At 69.1% G+C, this 21,678-nt stretch carries 21 protein-coding genes; 15 read left to right on the top strand and 6 right to left on the bottom strand.

What is annotated here, in order from left to right:
* The first annotated feature begins 91 nt into the window (after positions 1-91).
* The 4 genes from DO944_RS09810 to DO944_RS09795 all read left to right on the top strand — a co-directional run bounded on the left by DO944_RS09810 (position 92) and on the right by DO944_RS09795 (position 3,989).
* On the top strand, positions 92-1,204 hold the full coding sequence (locus DO944_RS09810) for a PrpF domain-containing protein (protein ID WP_112617017.1): 1,113 nt from the start codon (positions 92-94) through the stop codon (positions 1,202-1,204).
* A gap of 65 nt (positions 1,205-1,269) precedes the next feature.
* Positions 1,270-2,625, top strand: a complete 1,356-nt coding sequence (locus DO944_RS09805; protein WP_088380084.1) for an SLC13 family permease — start codon at positions 1,270-1,272, stop codon at positions 2,623-2,625.
* Between the two features lie 102 nt (positions 2,626-2,727).
* Positions 2,728-3,294: an NADPH-dependent FMN reductase gene (locus DO944_RS09800; protein ID WP_023954623.1), complete on the top strand. Its 567-nt coding sequence runs from the start codon at positions 2,728-2,730 to the stop codon at positions 3,292-3,294.
* A 101-nt stretch (positions 3,295-3,395) separates the two neighbouring features.
* Positions 3,396-3,989: a helix-turn-helix domain-containing protein gene (locus DO944_RS09795; RefSeq protein WP_112617535.1), complete on the top strand. Its 594-nt coding sequence runs from the start codon at positions 3,396-3,398 to the stop codon at positions 3,987-3,989.
* On the opposite strand, the gene DO944_RS09790 is transcribed toward DO944_RS09795, so the two are convergent.
* Positions 3,970-4,638 (bottom strand): DUF1028 domain-containing protein, encoded by a 669-nt coding sequence (locus DO944_RS09790; RefSeq protein ID WP_064954930.1) that lies wholly within the window; start codon positions 4,636-4,638, stop codon positions 3,970-3,972. The genes DO944_RS09795 and DO944_RS09790 overlap by 20 nt on opposite strands.
* Before the next feature lie 150 nt (positions 4,639-4,788).
* Here DO944_RS09790 and DO944_RS09785 point away from each other — a divergent pair, with 150 nt between their 5' ends.
* From DO944_RS09785 to mgtE, 5 genes are all read left to right on the top strand, one after another.
* On the top strand, positions 4,789-6,315 hold the full coding sequence (locus DO944_RS09785) for an ABC transporter substrate-binding protein (RefSeq protein WP_112617016.1): 1,527 nt from the start codon (positions 4,789-4,791) through the stop codon (positions 6,313-6,315).
* Between the two features lie 43 nt (positions 6,316-6,358).
* Complete coding sequence (locus DO944_RS09780; protein ID WP_064954928.1) at positions 6,359-7,324, top strand: ABC transporter permease; 966 nt, start codon at positions 6,359-6,361, stop codon at positions 7,322-7,324.
* Entirely contained in the window at positions 7,321-8,238 is a 918-nt protein-coding gene (locus tag DO944_RS09775) for an ABC transporter permease (RefSeq protein WP_023954614.1), read from the top strand. Before DO944_RS09780 ends, DO944_RS09775 begins: the two co-directional genes overlap by 4 nt.
* The gene (locus tag DO944_RS09770; protein ID WP_088380081.1) at positions 8,235-9,881 is read left to right on the top strand and encodes an ABC transporter ATP-binding protein; all 1,647 of its coding nucleotides are present in this window, start codon (positions 8,235-8,237) and stop codon (positions 9,879-9,881) included. Before DO944_RS09775 ends, DO944_RS09770 begins: the two co-directional genes overlap by 4 nt.
* A gap of 368 nt (positions 9,882-10,249) precedes the next feature.
* Entirely contained in the window at positions 10,250-11,608 is a 1,359-nt protein-coding gene (mgtE, locus tag DO944_RS09765; protein WP_112617015.1) for a magnesium transporter, read from the top strand.
* A 118-nt stretch (positions 11,609-11,726) separates the two neighbouring features.
* On the opposite strand, the gene DO944_RS09760 is transcribed toward mgtE, so the two are convergent.
* A complete protein-coding gene (locus DO944_RS09760; RefSeq protein WP_112617014.1) occupies positions 11,727-12,797 on the bottom strand; it encodes a Glu/Leu/Phe/Val dehydrogenase family protein in 1,071 nt (356 codons plus the stop codon).
* Between the two features lie 94 nt (positions 12,798-12,891).
* Between DO944_RS09760 and DO944_RS09755 the strand changes: the two genes are divergently transcribed.
* Positions 12,892-13,368, top strand: coding sequence for a YbaK/EbsC family protein (locus DO944_RS09755; RefSeq protein ID WP_112617013.1), 477 nt, complete (start codon positions 12,892-12,894; stop codon positions 13,366-13,368).
* Positions 13,369-13,389: 21 nt separating this feature from the next.
* On the opposite strand, the gene DO944_RS09750 is transcribed toward DO944_RS09755, so the two are convergent.
* Positions 13,390-13,863, bottom strand: coding sequence for a histidine phosphatase family protein (locus DO944_RS09750; RefSeq protein WP_112617012.1), 474 nt, complete (start codon positions 13,861-13,863; stop codon positions 13,390-13,392).
* 4 nt (positions 13,864-13,867) lie between these two features.
* On the bottom strand, positions 13,868-15,148 hold the full coding sequence (locus tag DO944_RS09745) for a DUF445 domain-containing protein (protein ID WP_112617011.1): 1,281 nt from the start codon (positions 15,146-15,148) through the stop codon (positions 13,868-13,870).
* A 59-nt stretch (positions 15,149-15,207) separates the two neighbouring features.
* Here DO944_RS09745 and DO944_RS09740 point away from each other — a divergent pair, with 59 nt between their 5' ends.
* Positions 15,208-15,480, top strand: a complete 273-nt coding sequence (locus DO944_RS09740; protein ID WP_023954607.1) for a metal-sensitive transcriptional regulator — start codon at positions 15,208-15,210, stop codon at positions 15,478-15,480.
* A gap of 110 nt (positions 15,481-15,590) precedes the next feature.
* On the opposite strand, the gene DO944_RS09735 is transcribed toward DO944_RS09740, so the two are convergent.
* On the bottom strand, positions 15,591-16,760 hold the full coding sequence (locus tag DO944_RS09735) for an acyl-CoA dehydrogenase family protein (RefSeq protein WP_112617010.1): 1,170 nt from the start codon (positions 16,758-16,760) through the stop codon (positions 15,591-15,593).
* Between the two features lie 46 nt (positions 16,761-16,806).
* Between DO944_RS09735 and DO944_RS09730 the strand changes: the two genes are divergently transcribed.
* A complete protein-coding gene (locus DO944_RS09730) occupies positions 16,807-17,214 on the top strand; it encodes a pilus assembly protein CpaE (RefSeq protein ID WP_112617009.1) in 408 nt (135 codons plus the stop codon).
* A 24-nt stretch (positions 17,215-17,238) separates the two neighbouring features.
* On the opposite strand, the gene DO944_RS09725 is transcribed toward DO944_RS09730, so the two are convergent.
* Positions 17,239-18,444 (bottom strand): MFS transporter, encoded by a 1,206-nt coding sequence (locus DO944_RS09725; RefSeq protein ID WP_112617008.1) that lies wholly within the window; start codon positions 18,442-18,444, stop codon positions 17,239-17,241.
* Positions 18,445-18,827: 383 nt separating this feature from the next.
* On the opposite strand from DO944_RS09725, the gene nrdH reads away from it, so the two are divergent.
* The 3 genes from nrdH to nrdE are packed head-to-tail and all read left to right on the top strand — an operon-like array spanning position 18,828 to position 21,652.
* Positions 18,828-19,061 (top strand): glutaredoxin-like protein NrdH, encoded by a 234-nt coding sequence (nrdH, locus tag DO944_RS09720; RefSeq protein WP_023954603.1) that lies wholly within the window; start codon positions 18,828-18,830, stop codon positions 19,059-19,061.
* A 3-nt stretch (positions 19,062-19,064) separates the two neighbouring features.
* Positions 19,065-19,514, top strand: a complete 450-nt coding sequence (gene nrdI / locus DO944_RS09715; protein WP_023954602.1) for a class Ib ribonucleoside-diphosphate reductase assembly flavoprotein NrdI — start codon at positions 19,065-19,067, stop codon at positions 19,512-19,514.
* On the top strand, positions 19,484-21,652 hold the full coding sequence (gene nrdE, locus DO944_RS09710) for a class 1b ribonucleoside-diphosphate reductase subunit alpha (RefSeq protein WP_112617007.1): 2,169 nt from the start codon (positions 19,484-19,486) through the stop codon (positions 21,650-21,652). Before nrdI ends, nrdE begins: the two co-directional genes overlap by 31 nt.
* The last annotated feature ends 26 nt before the right edge of the window (positions 21,653-21,678 follow it).

The following is a 21,678-nucleotide window of genomic DNA, read 5'->3' as shown; positions in this document are numbered from 1 at the left end:
TGAAGCTTTCCTTCACAGGTGTGAAGTGATCGGCAATTTCGCTGCACGGTACTCGGAGCGAGCATGGATGCCGACACCTCAGGAGGCGCCCATGTTGGAGATTCCGGCGACACTCATGCGGGGCGGGACCAGCAAGTGCTGGGTGTTCCGCCGCGACGAGCTGGAGCGTGTCGGCGCGCCCGTCGACGACATCCTGCTGCGTCTGTACGGCAGCCCGGACGAGCGCCAGATCGACGGCCTCGGCGGGGGGACCTCGACCACCAGCAAGGCCGTCATCCTGGCGCCGAGCCAGCGAGACGACGCCGACGTCGACTACACCTTCGCCCAGATCGGTCTCGCCGACGGCCGGGTCGACTGGTCGAGCAACTGCGGCAACTGCTCGGCCGCCGTCGCGCCCTACGCCCTCCACGCCGGGTGGCTCGCGCCGCGCGGTGATCGGACCGCGGTGCGCATCTTCAACACGAACACGGGTCAGCTGATCGTCGCCGAGGTGCCGACGCCCGGAGGCATGTTCGACGAGTCGGGCGACACGCACATCGTCGGCGTCCCGTTCGCGGGCCTCGAGGTCGTGCTCTGGTTCGTCGACCCGGCCGGCCGGACCACGGGACGGCTGCTTCCTTCCGGCGTCGCGCTGGAAGAGATCGACGGTGTTCCGGTGACCCTGATCGACGGCGGCGCGCCCGTCGTCATCGCCGAGGCGGCGGCGCTGGGCCTGACCGGCCTCGAGACGCCCGCCGAGATCGATGCGCGACCCGAGCTGCTCGCCCGCATCGACGGTATCCGTCGAGAAGGCGCCGTCCGCATGGGGCTCGCGGCGACCGCCGCCGCCGCGCTCAAAGCGGTGCCCAAGGTCGCTCTGGTGTCGCCCCGCAGCGCGGACGATCACGACTTCGGGGTCACGATGATGTCGATGGGCAAGGCCCACCCGGCCATTGCGATCACCGGCAGCGTCGCGCTGACGCTGGCGGCGGCGACGCCCGGCACCGTCGTGTCGAGGATGGCCGCGCGAGGCGCCGCCGACGTCACTTCGCTTCGCACGCCGTCGGGTGTCGTCAGCACCCGCATCGGCCGACACGGCGCCCTGGCCGCGGTCGGCATCACCCGCTCGGCGCGGCGGCTGGCGGATGCCTCCGTCACCGTGCCGCTGGAGCAGCTGCCCGATCACGCATCGGGACTGGTCGAGGAAGCCCTCCTCGTCCGATGATCAGATAGGCGGCCGGCCTCGCCGAGGCGCAGCCGGCTGCCGCCAACCCCCGTTGGGAGACAACGATGTCACCAGAACTCATCTCGATACTCGCGTTGTTCGCGATGGTCATCATCGCCACCGTGCGGCCGATCAACATCGGCATCCTCGGATTCATCGGCACCTTCCTCGTCGGAACGCTCGTGCTCGGCCTCGACGAGAAGCAGATGCTCGCGGGCTTCCCCGCCGACCTCTTCCTCACGATCGTCGGCGTCACCTATCTGTTCGCCGTCGCGAAGCTCAACGGCACCGTCGACCTCATCGTCGACCGCGGCGTCCGCCTCGTGCGGGGCCGGACGGCGCTGGTGCCGTGGGTGCTGTTCGGGGTCGCCGCGATCCTCACGGCCATGGGCACGTTCCCGCCGGCCGCCGTCGCCCTCGTTGCCCCCGTCGCGCTCAGCTTCGCCGCCAAGCACGGCCTAGACCCCCTACCGGTGGGAATGACCGTCGTATACGGAGCGCTGGCGGGTTCGCTCTCGCCGATCTCGGTGCTCGGTCTGCTCGTCAGCGGCATGGTGGGCGACACCCCGGGCTTCTCGCCCATGGTGCTTTTCGTGACGGCGTTCGTCTACTCGACGCTGATCGCGATCCTGACACAGCTGTTCTTCTCGTGGAAGAACCGGCTTCGCGGGGGAGCGTACCCGGGCGCTGCGGACAGCAGCACCGGTGATGGCGGCGCGGTGCCCGGACCCCGCGTGCCCGCAACGGGGAACATCTCCGTCGGCGGCGCTGAGCAGGGCTCGGTCCTCACTCTCACGCAGACCCTCCAGACCCCTCGCGTGCGGACGACGCCGGCTCAGGTTCTGACGCTGCTCGCCCTGCTGGGGCTGGCCGTCGGGGCCATGGTGTTCCACCTCGACATCGGCATCCTCGCGCTCGTCGCCGGCACCCTGATCGCCTTCATCGAAAAGAAGCACCTCACCGCGGCGGTCGAGGGCATCAGCTGGTCGACCATCCTCCTCGTCGCCGGGATGATCACCTACATCAGCATCGTCGAAGAAGCCGGCGCGATCGAGTGGGTCGCGAACGGGATCGGCAGCCTCGGTTCGCCCCTCATCGGTGTGCTCGTGCTCTGCGTCATGGCCGGTGTCGTCTCGGCGTTCGCCTCGTCGACGGCGGTCATCGCGATCTCGATCCCGATGCTCCTGCCGCTCATCCAGGACAGCCCCGTCGCCGGCGGGATGGCGATCTCTGCGGTCGCGATCGCCGCGAAGGTCGTCGACGTCTCACCGTTCTCGACCAATGGCGCGCTCGTCCTCGCGAACGCCCAGAACGTCGACCCGCCCGCGTTCTACCAGCGGATTCTGCGGTACTCCGGGGTCATCGTGCTGATCGGGCCGTTCCTCGCCTGGGCTGCGCTCGTCGTGCCGTTCTCGCTCTGACGGATCCGGGCGCGTACGGCGGCAGCCGTGCGCGTCGCGAGCCGGTCGGCGAGGGGGCGTAGAATGCATGCAACTGAATCGATCCCCCGGGAGGTTTCGTCCATGACCACCTACAACGTCGGCGTCATCGTCGGCAGCATCTCGTCGACCTCGATCAACCGTCGTCTGGCGAAGGCGCTCACCAAGCTGGCCCCGCAGGCCGGGCTCGAGCTCACCGAGATCCCGATCGCACCGCTGCCCTTCTACTCGGCTGACAACGACGCGTCGATTCCCGCCGAGGCTGCCGAGTTCAAGGCTGCGGTCGAGAAGGCCGACGGCGTCATCATCGTCACCCCCGAGTACAACCGCTCGGTGCCCGGCGTCCTCAAGAACGCGCTCGACACCGCGAGCCGTCCGTGGGGCGACAACAGCTTCGCCGGCAAGCCGTCCGCTGTCATCGGCATCTCCATCGGTGCGGTGGGCACCGCCGTCGCGCAGCAGCACCTGCGCTCGATCCTCTCGTTCCTCGCGTCGCCCGAGCTCTCGCAGCCCGAGGGCTACCTGCAGCTCACCGAGGGGCTGATCGACGACGACGGCACCGTCACCAACGAGTCGACGTCCGAGTTCCTGCTCTCGTGGCTGAAGGCCGTGCACGCGCACGTCGCGAAGAACCTCGCTGCCGCCAGCTGATCAGCAGACCCCTCTCGACACGGCGCCCGACCGCACGGTCGGGCGCCCTGTCGTCGTGATGCACCCCGGCGCATGGTGTCGTCGCCGGTAGGGTGACAGGCGTGACGCGCCCTCCCGAGACCGACGAAGCCCAAGTGGTGCGCGCTCTCGGCGCGACCGTCCGTGACTCGCGTAAGCGCCTCGGGCTGAGCGTGCACGCCCTTGCGGAGAAGGCGGGAGTGAGCTTCGGGCTCGTCAGCCAGCTCGAGCGCGGAATGGGCAATCCGTCGCTCCAGTCGATCCATCGACTCGCGGGTGCCCTCGGTGTGCCGGTCGGCCAGTTGCTCGACGAGCCGGCGGGGGAGCTCGCCGTCGTGGCCGCCGGCCAGGGGCACCGGATGCCGCCGATCGCCGATATCCCCGCCGATCAGCAGTCGGTCCGCGAGCTGCTGACGCCGCGGGGCGAATCGATGCTCCAGCTGATCCGGTCGACCCTACCGGTCGGATTCAGCAATGAAAGCCGTCCGTTCCGCCACATCGGCACCGAGACCGTCACGGTCGAGCGCGGGGTGCTCATCGTCGCGCAGGGCGAGCGTCGCGTGCGGCTCGAAACCGGCGACACGGTGACCTACGGCTGCTCCGAGGCGCACTGGTGGGCCAACGGCCACGACGACGTCACGGTCGTGCTCGGCGCCGTCACGCCTTTCGAGCGCTGAGATCCAGGCGCAGATCGCTCGCGCGCAGCTCCACGAGCCGGCGGAGTTCCGCGAGCGGGTCGTCGTGGTCGTCGACCCGGAGGTCGACCCACGCGTCGCCGGCGACACCCGACGACGTCACCATGACCGCGGCGCTCTGGCGTCCCCGGCGATCGCCGCCCTGCGCTTCACCCGCCGCGAGGACGGCGACGAGGCGCGCAGCGAAAGCGGCCGCATCGGGGGCGGGCGTGATCGTCGGGTCTTCGTCGCCAGCCAGCCATGCGTCTCGCATGGCGCCGAGCACGTCTTCGCCCGTCAGCAGGTTGCCGGCGACGATCAGGTCACTCTCGACGAGGTGGCCGCTCCACGGCGACGTGTCCGCACCCGTGTGCGCTGCCCCCGCGCCCGCCGCCGGCAGGACGGCGGCCTGGCGCAGTGCCGGCTCGTCGTCCCAGCGGGGGATGAGTGCGACGGCATCCGCTGCGGATCCCGACGCGACCGCGTCGAGAAGTCGGCCCCGCAGCGCCCGATTGGTCCATGCCTGGCTCGCCGCCGCGCCGACACCCCGCCGCACATCGATGACGGCGTTGCCCACGGCGAGCGACTTGCTCGCCGTGGCAGCGCCGATCAGGTCCGTACGACCATCGCGTGCCAGGACGGTGAAGGTCATGCGATTCCTCTCGCGGGGCGATTGTGAAGATTCTGTTTCGAGTTGGGCGTGCGCTTGTCGCCCTCCCTCATGGTGGCACATACTGATCGAATCATCATCAAAATGATGCACCAGCGATGATGCCCCGACCGATGACCCGATAGGCAGACCATGAACAAGCGCACCGCATTCGGCGCCGTGACCCTCGTCGCGGCGCTCACCCTGGCCGGTTGCTCCGCGGGCGAAGGCGTCGATATCGACGGCGCCGCCGGCGTCGAAGGCGACGTCCTCGTCGCGGCCATCGGCGGTGAACCCGACCAGCTCGACCCCCATCGCACGAGCTCGTACTTCGCGTTCGAGGTGCTCGAGAACGTCTTCGACACACTCGTCGCCCCCGACGAGAATCTCGAGATGCAGCCCGCCCTCGCCGAGAGCTGGGAAGTCAGCGATGACCAGCTGACATGGACCTTCGATCTGCGCGACGGCGTCACCTTCCACGACGGCTCCGACTTCACGAGTGCGGATGTCGTCTACTCCTACGACCGCATCATCGACGAAGAACTCGCCAACGCGTGGAAGTTCAGCGCGGTCACCGACGTCACCGCTCCCGACGACGTCACCGTCGTCATCACCGTCTCGCAGCCCACGCCGAACCTGCTGAGCAACCTCGGCGGCTTCAAGGGCATGGCGATCGTGAAGAAGGAGAACGTCGAGTCGGGCGACATCACCACCGCGCCGATCGGCACCGGGCCTTTCTCGGTCGCGAGCTACACGGCCGGCGACCGCATCGAACTCGCCGCCAACGAGGACTACTGGGGTGGTGCACCCGAGCTCGGCGGTGTCGAGTTCCGCTTCATCTCGGAGCCGGCCACGGCTCTCGCCGCACTTCGCGCCGGAGACATCCAATGGACCGATGTCGTCCCGACGCAGCAGGTCTCCGACCTGCAGGGCGACGACGCCGTGCAGCTCGGCCTCACCCCCTCGAGCGACTACTGGTACCTGGCCCTGAATGAAGCGCGGGGACCGTGGAGCGACGTGCGGGTGCGGCAGGCGATCGCGTATGCGATCGATCGGGACGCGATCGTCCAGGCGGTCAGCTACGGAACCGCCGCGCAGAACCAGCTCGCGATCCCCGAGCAGAGCGTCTGGTACACCTCCTACGACCGGTACTCGACCGACCTCGACACCGCTCGCGGGCTGCTCGACGAGGCCGGCTTCACCGGCGGAACGCTCGACCTGCTCGCGACGTCGGACTATCCCGAGACCGTCACGGCCGCGCAGATCATCGCCGCGAACCTCGAGCCGCTCGGCATCGACGTGCAGATCCGCCAGCCCGACTTCTCCACCTGGCTCGACGAGCAGAACTCCGGAAACTTCGACATGCTCATGATGGGCTGGCTCGGCAACATCGACCCCGACGACTTCTACTATTCGCAGCACCACACCGACGGGGCCAGCAACGCGCAGAAGTACTCCAACAGCGAGGTCGACGGACTGCTCGACGCCGCTCGCGTCGAGGTCGACCAGGACGCGCGCAAGGGCCTCTACGCCCAGGCCGCGACGATCATCGCCGACGAGGCCAGCTACATCTACCTCTACAACCCGTCGGTCATCCAGGTGTGGTCGCCGCAGGTCTCGGGCTACGAGACGCGTGCCGACCGCGCCATCCGGTTCGACGACGCATCGATCGGCGACTGAGGTGACGACCTCGAGCAGCACGGTCCGTCCGAGAGGAGGCCTCATGAGAATCAGCCCCGCGCGTATCGCCCGGTTCCTCGGCGTGCGCCTGCTCTCGTCGGCGCTCGTGCTGCTCGGGGTCGCCGTCGTCGTCTTCGCCCTCATCCAGCTCGTGCCGGGCGACCCGGTGCGCCTGGCCCTCGGCACGCGGTACACGCCCGAGGCCTACGAGGCCCTGCGCGCGGCATCCGGCCTCGATCGCCCCCTGTGGGAACAGTTCTTCGGCTACCTCGGCAGCGCCGTCACGGGTGACCTCGGGGTGAGCTTCCGCAACGGGCAGCCGGTGACCGTAACGCTGCTCGACCGCCTGCCCGCGACGGTCTCGCTGGCTCTGGTGGGTCTCGTCATCGCCCTCGTCCTGGCCGTCCCCGCGGGAATCCACTCGGCGCTGCGCGAAGGACGCGTGAGTGATGTCATCGTGCGGCTCACCAGTCAATTCGGCGTCTCGATCCCGGACTTCTGGCTCGGGATGCTGCTCATCTCGCTGTTCTCCGTGACGCTCGGCTGGCTGCCGGCGAGCGGCTACGTCGCCTTCGGAACGGATCCCGGCGGATGGCTGCGACAGGTGTTCCTGCCGGGGCTCACCGTCGGCCTGGTCGCGGGGGCGATCATGACCCGCTACATCCGAGCGGCCGTCATCGACGTGGCGTCGGCAGGATACGTCCGCACCGCGGTGTCGAAGGGGCTTCCGCGCCGGGTCGTGACATTCCGGCATATCGTGCGCGGAGCCCTGGTGCCGGTTCTGACGATCGCCGGTATCCAGCTCGCGACGATCCTCGGCGGAGTCGTCGTGGTCGAAGTCGTCTTCGCCTGGCCGGGTCTCGGACGTCTCGTCTTCGAAGCCGTGGCTGCCCGCGACTATCCGCTCATCCAGGGAGCCGTCCTGCTGGTGGCCGTGATGTTCATCGCCGTCAACCTCATCGTGGACGTGCTCTACGCGATCGCTGACCCGAGGATCCGAGTCTCATGACCATCGATGCCTCCGCCACCCCCGAGCCCGCCACGGCACCCGCCGTCGCCGACCGCGGCCGCACGCCCGCCTGGCGTCTGTTGCTGTCCAACCCGACGACGGTGGTCAGTGGTGCCGGCCTGTTCGCCATCGTGCTGCTCTCGGTGCTGTCGGGCTGGATCGCCCCCTTCGGCATCAACGACATCGACGTCTCGCGCGCGTTGCAGCCCCCCGGCCCCGACCACTGGTTCGGCACCGATGAACTCGGTCGCGACGTCCTCTCGCGCGTGCTCGTGGCGGGGTCGACCTCGCTCACGATCGCGGTGGTCGCCGTGCTGTTCGCCCTCGTCCTCGGCCTCGCGATAGGCGCCGTCGCGGGTTACCGCGGCGGGTGGGTGGATGCCGCCCTCATGCGGGTCGTCGACGTGATGTTCGCGTTCCCGGTGCTGCTGCTCGCGCTCGCGATCGTCGCGATCTTCCAGCCGGGCCAGGTGACGACGACGATCGCGATCGGCATCGTCTACACCCCGATCTTCGCGCGGGTGGCCCGAGCCAGCGCGCTGTCGGTGCGCACCTCTGCGTTCGTCCAGGTGTCGCAGACGATGGGGACGCCCGGGTGGTGGATCCTCACCCGCCATGTGCTTCCGAACATCGCCGGTCCCGTCGTCGTTCAGACGTCGCTGTCGCTCGCCTTCGCGATCCTCTCCGAGGCGGCGCTGTCGTTCCTCGGGCTCGGGGTGCAGCCTCCGGCGCCATCGTGGGGAGGGATGCTGTTCACCGCGCAGGGCTTCCTCGGCCAGGCCTGGTGGATGAGCGTCTTCCCGGGGGCCGCGATCTTCGTCACGGCGCTCGCCTTCAACCTCGTGGGCGACGGCCTGCGCGACATCCTCGATCCGCGTCAGCGGACCCTGATCGAAGCGAGGAGGGCGCGATGACCGCCGCTGCTCACCCGGTGCTCTCGGTGCGCGATCTGCGCGTGGCCATCGGAACGAAGGAGATCGTTCACGGCCTCGGCTTCGACGTCATCGCCGGCCAGACGCTCGGCATCGTGGGCGAGTCGGGGTCGGGCAAGACGATGTCGGTGCTGGCAGCGACCGGACTCATCGACGCCCCGGGGGCCCGCGTCAGCGGATCGAGCGTGCTGCGCCGCCGGAACGACGACGGCAGCATCGATGCCGCGGGCGTGGAGCTGGTCGGCGCATCCGAGCGCACGCTGCGCAGCGTGCATGGCGACCGCGTCGGTTTCGTCTTCCAGGACCCGTCGACGTCGCTCAACCCGTTCCTGACCGTGGGTCGGCAGATCACCGAGTCGCTCGAGACCCATCGCCGTCTGTCACGCCGCGCGGCGCGCACGCGTGCGATCGACCTGCTCGACGCCGTCGGCCTGCCCCGACCCGACGAGCGTGTCGACGCCTACCCGCACCAGTTCTCCGGTGGGCAGCGTCAGCGCGCGATGATCGCGATCGCGCTCGCCTGCGATCCGGCGCTCCTGATCGCCGACGAGCCGACGACCGCCCTCGACGTCACCACCCAGGCCCAGATCATCGACCTCGTGCGCGAGCTCCAGAACGAGCGCGGTACCGCCGTGGTGTGGATCAGCCACGACCTCGGCGTCATCGGGCAAGTGGCCGACGACGTCCTTGTGCTGCGCGAGGGACGGACCCGCGAGCACCGACCCGTCGAAGACGTCTACGCCGCCCCTGAAGACGACTACACGCGCGAGCTGCTCCGCGCGCGGCCGCGCATCGTGGCCGATGCCGGTCCGCCCGAGCCCGCGGCATCCGAGTCCCTTCTCGAGGTGACAGATCTCGATGTGTCGTTCACGATTCCGACTCCCACCGGACGCCGTACCATCCACGCCGTCGACGGGGTGTCGTTCTCGGTGCGGCGCGGCTGCACGACGGCTCTCGTGGGCGAGTCGGGGTCGGGCAAATCGACGATCGCGAATGCGCTGACGGGTCTCGTGCGACCCGACTCGGGCACCGCGACGCTCGCCGGACGCGACGTGCTGCGCTCCGGGCGGCGCGACCGCCGGCGGATCTCCATGGTCTTCCAAGACCCGTTCGCCTCGCTCGACCCTCGGCGGAGCGTCGGCGACGCCATCATCGAGCCGCTCACCGTGCACCGGCTCGGCGGGCCGACCGCCGCCGCGCGAGAGCGGCGCACCGCAGAACTGCTCGACATGGTCGGTCTTCCCGCGGCGTTCGCTACCCGGTTCCCGCACGAGCTGTCGGGCGGGCAGCGTCAGCGCATCTCGATCGCTCGCGCCCTCGCCCTCGAACCGGAGCTGATGATCCTCGACGAGGCGACGGCGTCGCTCGACGTGTCTGTGCAGGCGCACGTGCTCGACCTTTTGCGCGACCTGCAGAGCGAGCTGGGACTGACGTACCTCTTCATCGCCCACGACCTCGCGATCGTGCAGCAGATGAGTCACGATGTTGTCGTGCTGCGGGACGGCAAGGTCGTCGAGTCGGCCCCTGCCCGGCGCATCTTCGCCGAGCCGTCGGACGAGTACACCCGGCGACTCCTGGCCGCTGTGCCGCCCGAGGAGCCACGGGCCCGCCTGACGCTCTCGTGACGCGAGACCGGAGGGGGTTCTCCGGCGATGGTCGGGTTCGTTCAGGTGCGAGGCGTAGCATGGTCGGCGGGGTTCGGCCCGCGGCATCCGATGTGCCGCCGCCCGGCCCGTGATCGACGGCAGATCCTCATCTGCCCGTCGTCGACCTGCGAGAAAAAGGAAGTGAGGTGAGGTGCTCAATGAGCGGTGATAGTTGCCATCGCGAGATCATCAGCGCCGTGCCCGCTGCCGGCCCGCTCGTCGACCGAATCGACTCCTGAGCGGACGAGCCGCGGTGCGACGCGCCAGCAGGCTTCGCGATGTTCTCCGTGCCGTCGTCTTCGTGACGATGCCACGGATGTGCGCGCGTCCACATGAGGAGGGCTCCCATGACTCCGGAGCAGATCAACGAACTGACCATCGTCGTCGACGGCATCGCCGCGCCCCTGTCGCGCGGTGATCTGCCGTCGGCCGCGGCCGCTCTCGCCGACGTCGAGCCCGAGCGTCTCGCCGAGGTGCTCGAGCGACTCGACGGTCGTCGCCGCGCCGTCGCCTACCGGCTGCTGCCGAAGGACCACGCGCTGCAGGTCTTCGAAGCGCTCTCGCCGAACATGCAGGGGGAGCTCATCGGAGACCTGCGCGACGCCGAGGTGGCGCACATCTTCGGCGACCTCGACCCCGACGACCGCGCCTGGCTCGTCGACGAGCTGCCGGCATCGCTCGCATCCCGGCTGATGCGCGGGCTTCCCGCTCACGAGCGCGAGATGACCGCCGCCGTGCTCGGCTACCGTCGCGGCTCGATCGGGCGCCGCATGAGCCCGGAGTTCGTGTCGGTTCCGATCGGCAGCACGGTCGCGGGCGCGCTCGACCGGGTGCGGGCGCGTCTGCACGACGCCGAGACGGTGTACACGCTCCCCGTCGTCGACGCGGGTCGTCGCGTCGCCGGGGTCGTCAGCCTGCGCGACCTGCTCGCCGCCGACCCCGACGCCGGCGTCCGCGACATCATGCAGAGCGCGCAGACCGCGAGCGTGGACGACGACGCCGAGACCGCCGCGCGTCGCTGCACCGAGCGGGGCCTGCTCGCGCTGCCCATCGTCGACAGTGAGGAGCGGCTCGTCGGCATCCTGACGGTCGACGACGCCGCCCGCATCCTGGAGCACGAGGAGAGCGAGGATGCCGCGCGCCAGGGCGGCGCCGAGCCGCTGCGCCGGCCCTACCTCTCGACGCCGATCCTGCAGATCGTGCGGTCACGCGTCGTCTGGCTGCTGGTGCTGGCTGTCGGAGCGACCCTGACCGTGCAGGTGCTGTCTGCGTTCGAGGCGACGCTCGCCCAGATCACGGTGCTCGCGCTGTTCGTCCCGCTGCTCATCGGAACCGGCGGTAACACCGGCAACCAGGCGGCGACGACGGTCACGCGTGCGCTCGCGCTGGGGGATGTGCGACCCCGCGATGTCGTGCGGGTGCTGAGCCGCGAGGTGCGGGTGGGATTCTTCCTCGGCAGCATCCTGGGGCTCGTCGGGTTCGCGGTCACGTCGCTCGTGTACGAGCCGCGCATCGGACTCGTCATCGGGGCGACCCTGATCGCGGTGTGCACGATGGCCGCGACGGTCGGGGGAGTCATGCCCCTTCTCGCACGGGCCATCCGGGTGGACCCCGCTGTCTTCTCGAACCCGTTCATCACGACCTTCGTCGACGCCAGCGGCCTGATCCTGTACTTCCTGATCGCGCGCGCCATCCTGCAGATCTGAGCCCCCGCCTGCCCCGTGGATGATGGTGCCGGGATGCAAGGGATCGGGCGCGGCGCGCCGGTGCGGATGCCGTTCCGCCGACGTGTCGGCCACGATCCCTTGCATCCCGGTTACGCGGTCAGACCAGGGCGTCGCGGGCGGCCCCGGCGGCGAGGCGTTCGGCGGCGAGCGACTCCGCGGCGGCGAGCGGCGTGACACCGCGCGCGTCGGCCTCGTCGAAGATGCGCCGCAGCACGTCGCCGATGCCCTCGACGCGCGTCGCGATCTCGCTGCGATCGCGCTGCTTCGCGGCGAGGTCGAGGTAGATGACACCGCCGGCGTTCACGACGAAGTCGGGGGCGTACAGGATGCCGCGGGCGGCCAGGCGGTCGGCGCCGGAGCGGTGCGCCAGCGGGTTGTTCGCCGGTCCGCACACCGCCTGCGCATCGAGGGCGTCGATCACCTCGTCGGTCAGCACCCCGCCGATGCCCGCTGGCACGAACACGTCGGCCGAGGCGAGATGAGCCTCCGCGGGCTCGATCCACGTGGCACCCAGGCTCGTCGCGAGCTCGCGCTTGGCCGGGTTCACATCGGTCACGGTCAGCTCTGCTCCCTCGGCGGCGAGCTGCACGGCCAACCGGCTGCCCACCTGGCCGAGCCCGGCGATCGTGACCCGCCGTCCCGCGACCTCGCGAGAACCGGTCGCGCGCTCGAGCGTCGCGAGCAGCGACGCGTGCACGCCGATGCTCGTCGGGCCAGCAGGCTCGCCCGAGCCTCCCACGCGGTCGGGCAGACCGACGACGTGTGCCGTTCGCTCGCTGACGGTCAGCATGTCGTCGGTGGTCGAGCCGACATCCTCGGCCGTGCGGTACAGGCCGCCCAGCGACTCGACGGCGTCACCGAGGTCGAGGAATGCGGCACGGCGCCGCTCGGCGTCGAGCACGGTTCCCGGAGGCAGTCCAATCACGGCCTTGCCGCCGCCGGCATCCAGACCCGCGGCTGCGTTCTTCAGCGTCATCGCCGCCGACAGGCGCAGGGCGTCGCCGAGGGCGTCGCTCCAGTGCGGGTACGTCCACACCCGGGCGCCACCGAGGGCGGGGCCGAGCACCGAGGAGTGCAGCGCGGCGGCGATGAAGAGGCCGCTCCGCCGCCCCGTGATCACCTCCACGCGCTCGTGCGTGAAATCGGGCAAGGGCAGGGCGTGGGTCATCGCGATCCTCTTTCGGCGGAGCCTTGTGGGCTCATGCTCTCCGTGCCGCGGCGTTGCGGCATCCAGCCCATTGTGCCCCTTCTAGAGTGTGAGCGTGACCACCGATCTGCCTCCACGAAGCCGAATCGTCCACGACTCCCTGCGCGCTGCCGGCATCCTCGGCGACATCGTCGTTCTGCCGGATGCCGCATCCACGGCCGCCCTCGCCGCGGCGGCGCTCGGCGTCGAGGTGGGGGCGATCGCCAACAGCCTGGTCTTCTGGTCCGACGGCGAGCCGCTGCTGGTCATGACCAGCGGGGCGCACCGCGTCGACACGGCCGCACTGGCCGAGCGCACCGGGCGCAGCGCGATCACGCGCGCGAGCGTCGAGCAGGTCCGCGCCGCGACGGGACAGGCGATCGGCGGGGTCGCGCCGACGGGACACCCGGCACCTCTCGCGACGCTCATCGACGAAGACCTCGCGCAGTACGCCGAGATCTGGGCGGCCGGCGGCACCCCGCACACCGTCTTCCCGCTGACCTTCGACGAGCTGGTGCGCCTCACCGGCGGAACGGTCGTCGCCGTCGCCTGAGCCGGAGCCGCCAGCGCGGGCTCAGCCCTTCGGGCTGTCGAAGGTCCATTCGTCGGGGTTGGTCGCGGTCGCGACATCCCAGTCGTCGGTCCGCCACGTGAAAGTGGCCACCGCGCACGTCGGCATCCCGCCGATGCCGCCGTTCGACAAGCGCTCGGCGAGCACCGTCATCCCCGGGTCATGCGCCACCACGAGCACCGACCGCGCACCGCTGCCGCTCGCCGCGTCGAGGAGCACGCGCGCCGAGGCGCCGTAGAGCTCGTCGCGCAGTTCGGGTTCGAGCCCGAGCACGGCACCGAAGGCCGCCGCCGTCGTGCGAGCGCGAAGCGCGGTCGAGGCGAGGATGCGCTCGACCTCGACGCCCGTGCTCGCCAGCCGCTCAGCCATCGCGGGGGCGTCGCGCATGCCGCGGTCGTTCAGCGGACGGTCGTGGTCGTCGAGTGAGGGCGAGCCCCAGTCGCTCTTGGCATGCCGCGCGAGGATGAGCGTCGTCATGGAATCATCCTCCCGCGCCGAAGACCGCGTGGGCGATCGTGTAGATGACGAGTCCGGCGAGCGATCCCACGATCGTGCCGTTGAGTCGGATGTACTGCAGGTCGCGGCCGACCATGAGCTCGATCTTCTCGGTCGTCTCCTGAGCGTCCCAGCGCTCGACCGTCTCGGTGATCACCGAGGCGATGTCGGCCCGATGCCGGGCCACGAGCGTCGCGGCGGCGTCGATGACGCGCGCGTCGATCCGCTGCTGCAGTGCCGTCTCGGTCGACAGGCGTTCGCCGACCTCGGTGAGCGCGGCAGCGATGCGACGGCGGAGCGGGCTCTCGGCGTCGCCGAGCGAGCGGACGAGACCGGCCTTCGCCGTGCCCCACGCCTCGGCGGCCAGGGCGCGAACGCGAGGACTGTCGAAGACCGCCGCCTTGGCGGCCTCGAGCCGCGCCGCAGTCTCGGTCTCGCCCTGCAGATCGCCGGCGAGACGAGCGAGGTAGCCGTCGATGGCCTTCCGTGCCGGGTGCTCGGGGTCGTTTCGCACGGCCGCGACGAACGTCAGCGCCTCGCGGTAGACGGTGTCGTCGACGAGCCGTGTTGCCACCGACGGCAACCACGACGGCAGGCGGCGGGAGACGAGCCCGGTGAACACCGAGCGGTTGGCGACGAGCCAGGTCTCGATGTTGTCGATGGCGAGATCGACGGCTCCGTGGTGGGCGCCGGCGCCGACGACGCGCTCGAGCCATCCCCCGATCGAGGGCCCCCAGGAGGGGGCCAGGAGGTGCTCGCGCGCCAGGTCTTCGATCAGGTCCTGCACCTCGTCGTCGCTCAGCGCCGTCAGGATGCCGGATGCCGCCGCCGATGCCTCGGCGGAGACGCGCTCCGCGTTCTCGGGACGCCGTAGCCACGCGCCGAGCCGGGCGGCGATGCCCATCGATTCGAGCTTGCCGCGGATGACGCCCGCTTCGAGGAAGTTCGTCTCGACGAACTCGCCGAGGGTGTGGCCGATCTCGTCCTTGCGCCGCGGGATGATCGCCGTGTGCGGGATGGGCAGGCCGAGCGGATGCCGGAAGAGCGCCGTGACGGCGAACCAGTCGGCGAGGGCTCCGACCATGCCGCCCTCCGCGGCGGCGCGGACATAGCCGAACGCGGGGACGGTCTGCTGCAGGGGGAAGGAGATCGCGAAGACGATCGCCATGAAGATCAACGCGCCGAGGGCGACGGCCTTCATCCGCCGCAGCCCCTGGCGTCGAGCCTGGTCGGCGGGGGAGAGCAGGGAGGTCGGCGTGCGTGCCATCCGGTCATCCTCCCACGGGGCTTCGCCGAGCGGGGCCGGTCTCGGCGTATCCTGACCGCGTGATCGACGACATCCAGAAGCGAGCCCTGCGCCGCACGAGCATCCTCGAAGGCCAGGTCCGCGGGCTGGCCCGGATGATCGAGAACGAGGACTACTGCATGGACATCATCGCCCAGTCACGGGCCATCCAGAAGGCCCTCGCGTCGCTCGACAAGCTCCTCATCGAGAACCACCTCCGCACCCACGTGACGCACATGTTCGAGAACGGCGGCGCGGACCGCGAGCAGGCCGTCGCCGAGCTCCTCAAGGCCTACGACCTCGAGACCCGCTGACCGCATCCGTCCCTCCGCCTACCGTCGAGTCGCCAGGAAGTGCGGATCCGGGGGCCGCGGCATCCGCGTTTTGTGGCGACTCGACCGGCACGGGCCGAGCGGGCGACCGGTCAGGGGGTGAGAGGGCCGAGCCAGGCGGCGGCGACGGTGCTGTGGGCGGACTCCGGATCCGAAGGGTGGAACATCCCTGCTACGACGTCACGGTAGAGGCGACCGAGCTCGGAGCGGGAGAAGTACGACGACCCGCCCGCCACCAGCATCGCCTCGTCGACGACGGCCTTCGCCGAGGTGACGGCGCGGTGCTTCAGCCCGCTGAGCTTCGCGAACCAGAGGCCGCCGTGATCGGCCCGCTCGTCGATGTCGCGCGCGATCGCCTCGAGCTGCGGCAGCATTCCGTCGTACGTGAGCGCCATCTCGGCGATGCGCCAGCGGATGTCGGGATCCTGGCTGTACGCCAGCCCCGTCTTCTTCGAGGTGCGCGACTGGGCGGCGACGACGGCGACGTCGAGAGCGCGTCGGGCGATGCCGGTGTACACCGACGCGAGCAGCAGCTCGAAGACCGAGAAGATGCCGAAGACGAGCGGATCCGGGTTCGGGCCGGGGGAGAGCCGACGGACGACGCGGTCGGGTGATGCGATGGCGCCGTGCAACTCGGTCGTGCGCGACTGCGTCCCCCGCATGCCGACGGTGTCCCAGTCGTCGCGCGTGCGCACCGCGTCGGTGCGGTCGACGAAGGCGAACACCATCTTCGGCGCGTCCTCGCTCGTGGTGTCGAGGCCGTGCAGCCCGAGGTGGTCCCACACCGGAGCGAGCGAGGTGAAGATCTTCGTGCCCGTGAAGGCGTACCCGCCGTCGGACTGCGGCTCGGCCACGGTGTCGCTGCCGAACAGGACGAGGTCGTTGCCCGCCTCGCTGATGCCGAACGCGAACACCTCGCCGGCCGCGGCGCCCTCCTGCACGAAGCGCAAGGCATCGTCGCCGCGGTCGGAGAGCACCTTGGCGACCCCGGTCCACACGAGATGCATGTTGATCGCGAGCGCTGTCGCGGGCGCGGCACCGGCCAGCCGCTGCTGCATAACCGATGCCTGCGCGAGCGACAAGCCCGCGCCGCCGAGCTTTTCCGGAACGAGGATGCCGAGGTAGCCGGCTTCTCGCAGCTCGGCGAGATCCTCGTCGGGGAAGACGTTGTCCGCGTCGACGCCCGCGGCTCGCCCGCGGATCCGTTCGATGAGGCTGTCGGGAAGGTATCGGGCCGGGTCGAAGTCGCTCACGGCATCCATTCTGCTCCCGCCCTCCTCAGCGGGCCGCCTGGTGCAGGATGGGGGCATGATCTCGACCGACGCCGCGCTCGCCCTGCGCGAGGCCGGGCTCGTCTGGCGCCCGGCATCTGGAGACCGCTTCCAGCTCAACGAGCCGGAGTTCGAGGCCGACGTCTTCACCGTCAGCGAGATGACGATCGAACCGCGGCGCTATCCGACCGGGACGATCCTCGCGTTCAACGGCACGACGGAGTGGGCGCTCGACTCCGTCGCGCTCGACGAGGCGCTATGGCTTCCCCGTGAGGACCAGCTGCGTGAGATGCTCCGCGGCGGCTTCCGGAGTCTGCGCCGGCTCGCAGACACTCACCGCGTGGAGATCGAGTTCGCCGGCGAGGAGCTGGCGTTCGAGCATCCGCAGCCCGAGGATGCCTACGCGGCGGCCGTCCTCGCGATGCTGCAGCGCGTCAACGACTGAGCGACCGTCTGCGCGGAACCAGCCTCACGTGATCGTGTGGACCGGTGCGGTGTCGGGAATGGGTGACGCGTCACGCCCGCGGAGGTCGGGGAACCACTGCACGCACGTCACCGCGACGACGAGGCCGACGACGGCGAACAGGGTAGCGGCCACATATGCGCCCTGCGGGCCCACGCCGTCGATGAGGAAACCGGCGATGGCGGAACCCGCCGCGGCTCCGATGAGCTGCCCAGTGCCGATCCAGCCGTAGGCTTCGGCCGTCTCGCTGAACTTCACGCTCGCCGAAGTGATGGCGAACATGACCGCCAGCGCCGGCGCGATGCCGATGCCGGCGACCAGCAGCGAGCCGCCGAGCCACCAGGCGTTGAGCGAGAAGATGGTCGCCGCCAGCCCGACGGTGACGATGAGGAAGCGGCGAGCCATGGCCCACCGTCCGATCGGGATGTGGCCGAACGACAGGCCGCCTGCCAGGCTGCCGACGGCGAAGACCGCGAGGACGAGGCCGGACTCGAGTCCGCCGTGACCGAACGACGCGACAACGCCCGCTTCGACCGCGGAGCACGCGCCGATGAGGAGGAAGCCGGTCGCGGTCGCGAGCATGACCGGCGGCTTGAGCAGCACGCGGCCCAGGCTGCGCCGGCTGCGCGGGATGCGGACGCGTCCGAGCTCCGGCGAAGAGATGAACCACGCGCCGCCGCCGATGAGGATGACGACGACGAGCAGGAGCCCCGGCACCGTGCCGGCCTGCAGCGCGACGAAGGTGATGAGCACCGGCGCGATGATCCAGATGATCTCCTGCAGCGATGCGTCGAGGGAGAAGAGGGGGGTGAGCTGCCGCGACGTCACCATCTTCGGGTAGATCGTGCGCACGGCCGACTGCACCGGCGGGGTCGACAGGCCCGCGATGAGACCGAGCGCCATGTAGACCCAGAGCGGCACGTCGAGCACCGCGAGCAGAGCGATCGACGCCGCGCACACGGCGAGCGTCAGCGTCAGCACCCGCCGCATGCCCCAGACGCCCATCCATCGACTCGTCACCGGGCCTGCGATCGCCTGTCCGACTGAGGTCGCCGCCAGGACCAAACCGGCCGACCCGTAGGACCCGGTCACGTGCTCGATGTGGAGCAGGATGGCGAGGCTCGTCATCCCGCTCGGAAAGCGAGCGGTCAACTGTGCGGCGATGATGCGCGCGACACCCGGTGCGCGCAGCAGTTCTCTGTATCCCGCCACCCCTCAACGGTAGCGATTCCGAAGCCCGGTCGGCGACGCCCAGGCGGCTGCCGCGGCGACACGCCCGCGACACGCCGATGCGACGAGATCCGCCCGAATCGGATGTCGGTGGGTCGGTCTAGCGTCCGACCTGTGGACAGACTCGCGCGACGTCGCCCGGAAGCGCGGAATCACGCGTCGAACCGGGCTTCGATCGAGTCGCTGATCTGTGGATGAAACGGTGGACAAGATGTGTTGTACCTGGGGAGAGCGGTGCAAAACTACAGACTTGTAACTACTACCCCTTGTGGTGCCCCCCGATGTCGGCACCCATATGTAGTATTGAGGCTCCGGCAGGTTCTCAGCCGGAGATGCGTAAGAAGCGAAGGGAAACCACACTCGACATGGCGATCACGGTCTACACCAAGCCCTCCTGCGTGCAGTGCAACGCGACGTACCGTGCGCTGGACTCGAAGGGCATCGAATACGACGTCCTCGACCTCTCCGAGGACCCGGCGGCGCTCGAGCGCGTCAAGTCGCTCGGCTACCTGCAGGCCCCCGTCGTCATCACCGACGAGGACCACTGGTCGGGCTTCCGTCCCGACAAGATCGACGAGCTGGCCGCTCGCTTCGCCTGAGCCATGAGCACGGCGGTCGCGACGCGGGCGCCTCTGCTCGTGTACTTCTCGAGCGTCTCCGGCAACACCGCGCGATTCATCGACAAGCTCGGACTGCCGGCGCTCCGCATCCCCCTTCACTCCTCACCGACGCCCCTCGTCATGACCGAGCCCTTCGTGCTCGTCACCCCCACCTACGGCGGGGGACAGGGGCGCGGTGAGGAGAAGGGTGCGGTGCCCAAGCAGGTCGTTCGCTTCCTGAACGACGTGCGCAACCGCACCCTCCTCCGGGGAGTCATCTCCACCGGCAACACGAATTTCGGCGAGTCGTACTGCCTCGCCGGCGACATCATCAGCCGCAAGTGCTCCGTGCCGCACTTGGACAAGGTGGAACTGTTCGGCACGCCCGAAGACGTCGAGCGCGTGAGCGCAGGATTGGAACGATGGTGGAATCAGCACTGGAAACAGCCTTGACCGATAACGGCTTCAAGGTCGACGCGCGCTTCGACGGGCTCGACTACCACGCCCTCAACGCGATGCTCAACCTCTACGGCGCGGACGGCAAGATCCAGTTCGACGCCGATAAGCGCGCCGCGCGGGAGTACTTCCTCCAGCACGTCAACCAGAACACGGTCTTCTTCCACTCCCTCAAGGAGCGTCTCGACTACCTCGTCGAGAAGGAGTACTACGAGCCCAAGGTCATCGAGAAGTACTCGCTCGAGTTCATCCAGAAGCTCAACGACTTCGCCTACGGCAAGAAGTTCCGCTTCGAGACCTTCCTCGGCGCATTCAAGTACTACACGAGCTACACGCTGAAGACCTTCGACGGCAAGCGTTACCTCGAGCGCTTCGAGGACCGCGTCGTCATGACCGCCCTCGGCCTGGCCGACGGCGACGAGAACCTCGCGATGCAGCTCGTCGACGAGATCATCTCGGGTCGTTTCCAGCCCGCCACCCCGACGTTCCTCAACACCGGCAAGGCGCAGCGCGGCGAGCTCGTGTCGTGCTTCCTGCTCCGCATCGAAGACAACATGGAGTCGATCGCCCGCGGCATCAACTCCGCCCTGCAGCTCTCGAAGCGCGGCGGCGGCGTGGCCCTGCTGCTGTCGAACATCCGTGAGGCCGGTGCTCCGATCAAGCAGATCGAGAACCAGTCGTCGGGCATCATCCCCGTCATGAAGCTGCTCGAAGACAGCTTCAGCTACGCCAACCAGCTCGGCGCGCGTCAGGGTGCCGGCGCGGTGTACCTGTCGGCGCACCACCCCGACATCCTGAAGTTCCTCGACACCAAGCGCGAGAACGCCGACGAGAAGATCCGCATCAAGACGCTGTCGCTGGGTGTCGTCATCCCCGACATCACCTTCGAGCTCGCCAAGAACGGCGAGGACATGTACCTGTTCTCGCCCTACGACGTCGAGAAGGTCTACGGCGTTCCGTTCGGCGACATCTCGGTCACCGAGAAGTACCGCGAGATGGTCGACGACGCGCGCATCAAGAAGACGAAGATCAACGCGCGCGAGTTCTTCCAGACCCTCGCCGAGATCCAGTTCGAGTCGGGCTACCCGTACATCATGTTCGAGGACACGGTGAACAAGGCCAACCCGATCAAGGGTCGGATCAACATGTCGAACCTGTGCTCGGAGATCCTCCAGGTCAACACCCCGACGACGTACAACGAGGACCTCTCGTACGCCCAGATCGGCAAGGACATCTCCTGCAACCTCGGGTCGATGAACATCGCGCTCGCGATGGACGGCAAGGACCTCGCCCAAACCGTCGAGACCAGCATCCGTGCCCTCACTGCGGTCAGCGATCAGAGCCACATCGCCTCGGTCCGCTCGATCGAGGACGGCAACGACCGCTCGCACGCGATCGGTCTCGGTCAGATGAACCTGCACGGCTACCTGGCGCGCGAGCACGTCCACTACGGCTCGGAAGAGGGCCTGGACTTCACGAACATCTACTTCTACACCGTGCTGTTCCACGCGCTGCGGGCCTCGAACAAGATCGCGATCGAGCGCGGCACGTACTTCGAGGGCTTCCCCGACTCGACCTACGCGTCGGGCGAGTTCTTCGACAAGTACATCGAGCAGGAGTGGGCGCCCCAGACCGACAAGGTGAAGGGTCTGTTCGACGGCATCCACATCCCGACGCAGGACGACTGGCGCGAGCTGAAGGCATCCATCCAGCAGTACGGCATCTACAACCAGAACCTGCAGGCGGTGCCCCCGACCGGCTCGATCTCGTACATCAACAACTCGACGTCGTCGATTCACCCGATCGCGTCGAAGATCGAGATCCGCAAGGAAGGCAAGCTCGGCCGCGTCTACTACCCGGCGCCGTTCATGACGAACGACAACCTCGAGTACTACGAGGACGCGTACGAGATCGGCTACGAGAAGGTCATCGACACCTACGCCGCCGCGACCCAGCACGTCGACCAGGGGCTGTCGCTCACGCTGTTCTTCAAGGACACCGCGACCACGCGCGACATCAACAAGGCCCAGATCTACGCCTGGCGCAAGGGCATCAAGACGATCTACTACATCCGCCTGCGGCAGATGGCGCTCGAGGGCACCGACATGTCCGAGTGCGTCAGCTGCATGCTGTGACGGATGCCGGAACCCGAACCAGGAAC

Origin of the sequence: Microbacterium sp. SMR1, assembly GCF_003289625.1 — a bacterium.
Classification (GTDB): Bacteria; Actinomycetota; Actinomycetes; order Actinomycetales; family Microbacteriaceae; genus Microbacterium; species Microbacterium plantarum.
Note: the sequence above shows the minus strand (reverse complement) of the source record. Positions and strands in the feature narration are given on the sequence as shown.

Excerpts from the sequence above, each read along its gene's own strand:
- DO944_RS09810 (WP_112617017.1), top strand. The coding sequence starts at position 92 with ATGTTGGAGATTCCGGCGACACTCATGCGGGGCGGGACCAGCAAGTGC.
- DO944_RS09805 (WP_088380084.1), top strand. The coding sequence starts at position 1,270 with ATGTCACCAGAACTCATCTCGATACTCGCGTTGTTCGCGATGGTCATC.
- DO944_RS09800 (WP_023954623.1), top strand. The coding sequence starts at position 2,728 with ATGACCACCTACAACGTCGGCGTCATCGTCGGCAGCATCTCGTCGACC.
- DO944_RS09790 (WP_064954930.1), bottom strand. The coding sequence starts at position 4,638 with ATGACCTTCACCGTCCTGGCACGCGATGGTCGTACGGACCTGATCGGC.
- DO944_RS09785 (WP_112617016.1), top strand. The coding sequence starts at position 4,789 with ATGAACAAGCGCACCGCATTCGGCGCCGTGACCCTCGTCGCGGCGCTC.
- DO944_RS09780 (WP_064954928.1), top strand. The coding sequence starts at position 6,359 with ATGAGAATCAGCCCCGCGCGTATCGCCCGGTTCCTCGGCGTGCGCCTG.
- DO944_RS09775 (WP_023954614.1), top strand. The coding sequence starts at position 7,321 with ATGACCATCGATGCCTCCGCCACCCCCGAGCCCGCCACGGCACCCGCC.
- DO944_RS09770 (WP_088380081.1), top strand. The coding sequence starts at position 8,235 with ATGACCGCCGCTGCTCACCCGGTGCTCTCGGTGCGCGATCTGCGCGTG.
- mgtE (WP_112617015.1), top strand. The coding sequence starts at position 10,250 with ATGACTCCGGAGCAGATCAACGAACTGACCATCGTCGTCGACGGCATC.
- DO944_RS09760 (WP_112617014.1), bottom strand. The coding sequence starts at position 12,797 with ATGACCCACGCCCTGCCCTTGCCCGATTTCACGCACGAGCGCGTGGAG.
- DO944_RS09750 (WP_112617012.1), bottom strand. The coding sequence starts at position 13,863 with ATGACGACGCTCATCCTCGCGCGGCATGCCAAGAGCGACTGGGGCTCG.
- DO944_RS09745 (WP_112617011.1), bottom strand. The coding sequence starts at position 15,148 with ATGGCACGCACGCCGACCTCCCTGCTCTCCCCCGCCGACCAGGCTCGA.
- DO944_RS09735 (WP_112617010.1), bottom strand. The coding sequence starts at position 16,760 with ATGGATGCCGTGAGCGACTTCGACCCGGCCCGATACCTTCCCGACAGC.
- DO944_RS09730 (WP_112617009.1), top strand. The coding sequence starts at position 16,807 with ATGATCTCGACCGACGCCGCGCTCGCCCTGCGCGAGGCCGGGCTCGTC.
- nrdH (WP_023954603.1), top strand. The coding sequence starts at position 18,828 with ATGGCGATCACGGTCTACACCAAGCCCTCCTGCGTGCAGTGCAACGCG.
- nrdI (WP_023954602.1), top strand. The coding sequence starts at position 19,065 with ATGAGCACGGCGGTCGCGACGCGGGCGCCTCTGCTCGTGTACTTCTCG.
- nrdE (WP_112617007.1), top strand. The coding sequence starts at position 19,484 with ATGGTGGAATCAGCACTGGAAACAGCCTTGACCGATAACGGCTTCAAG.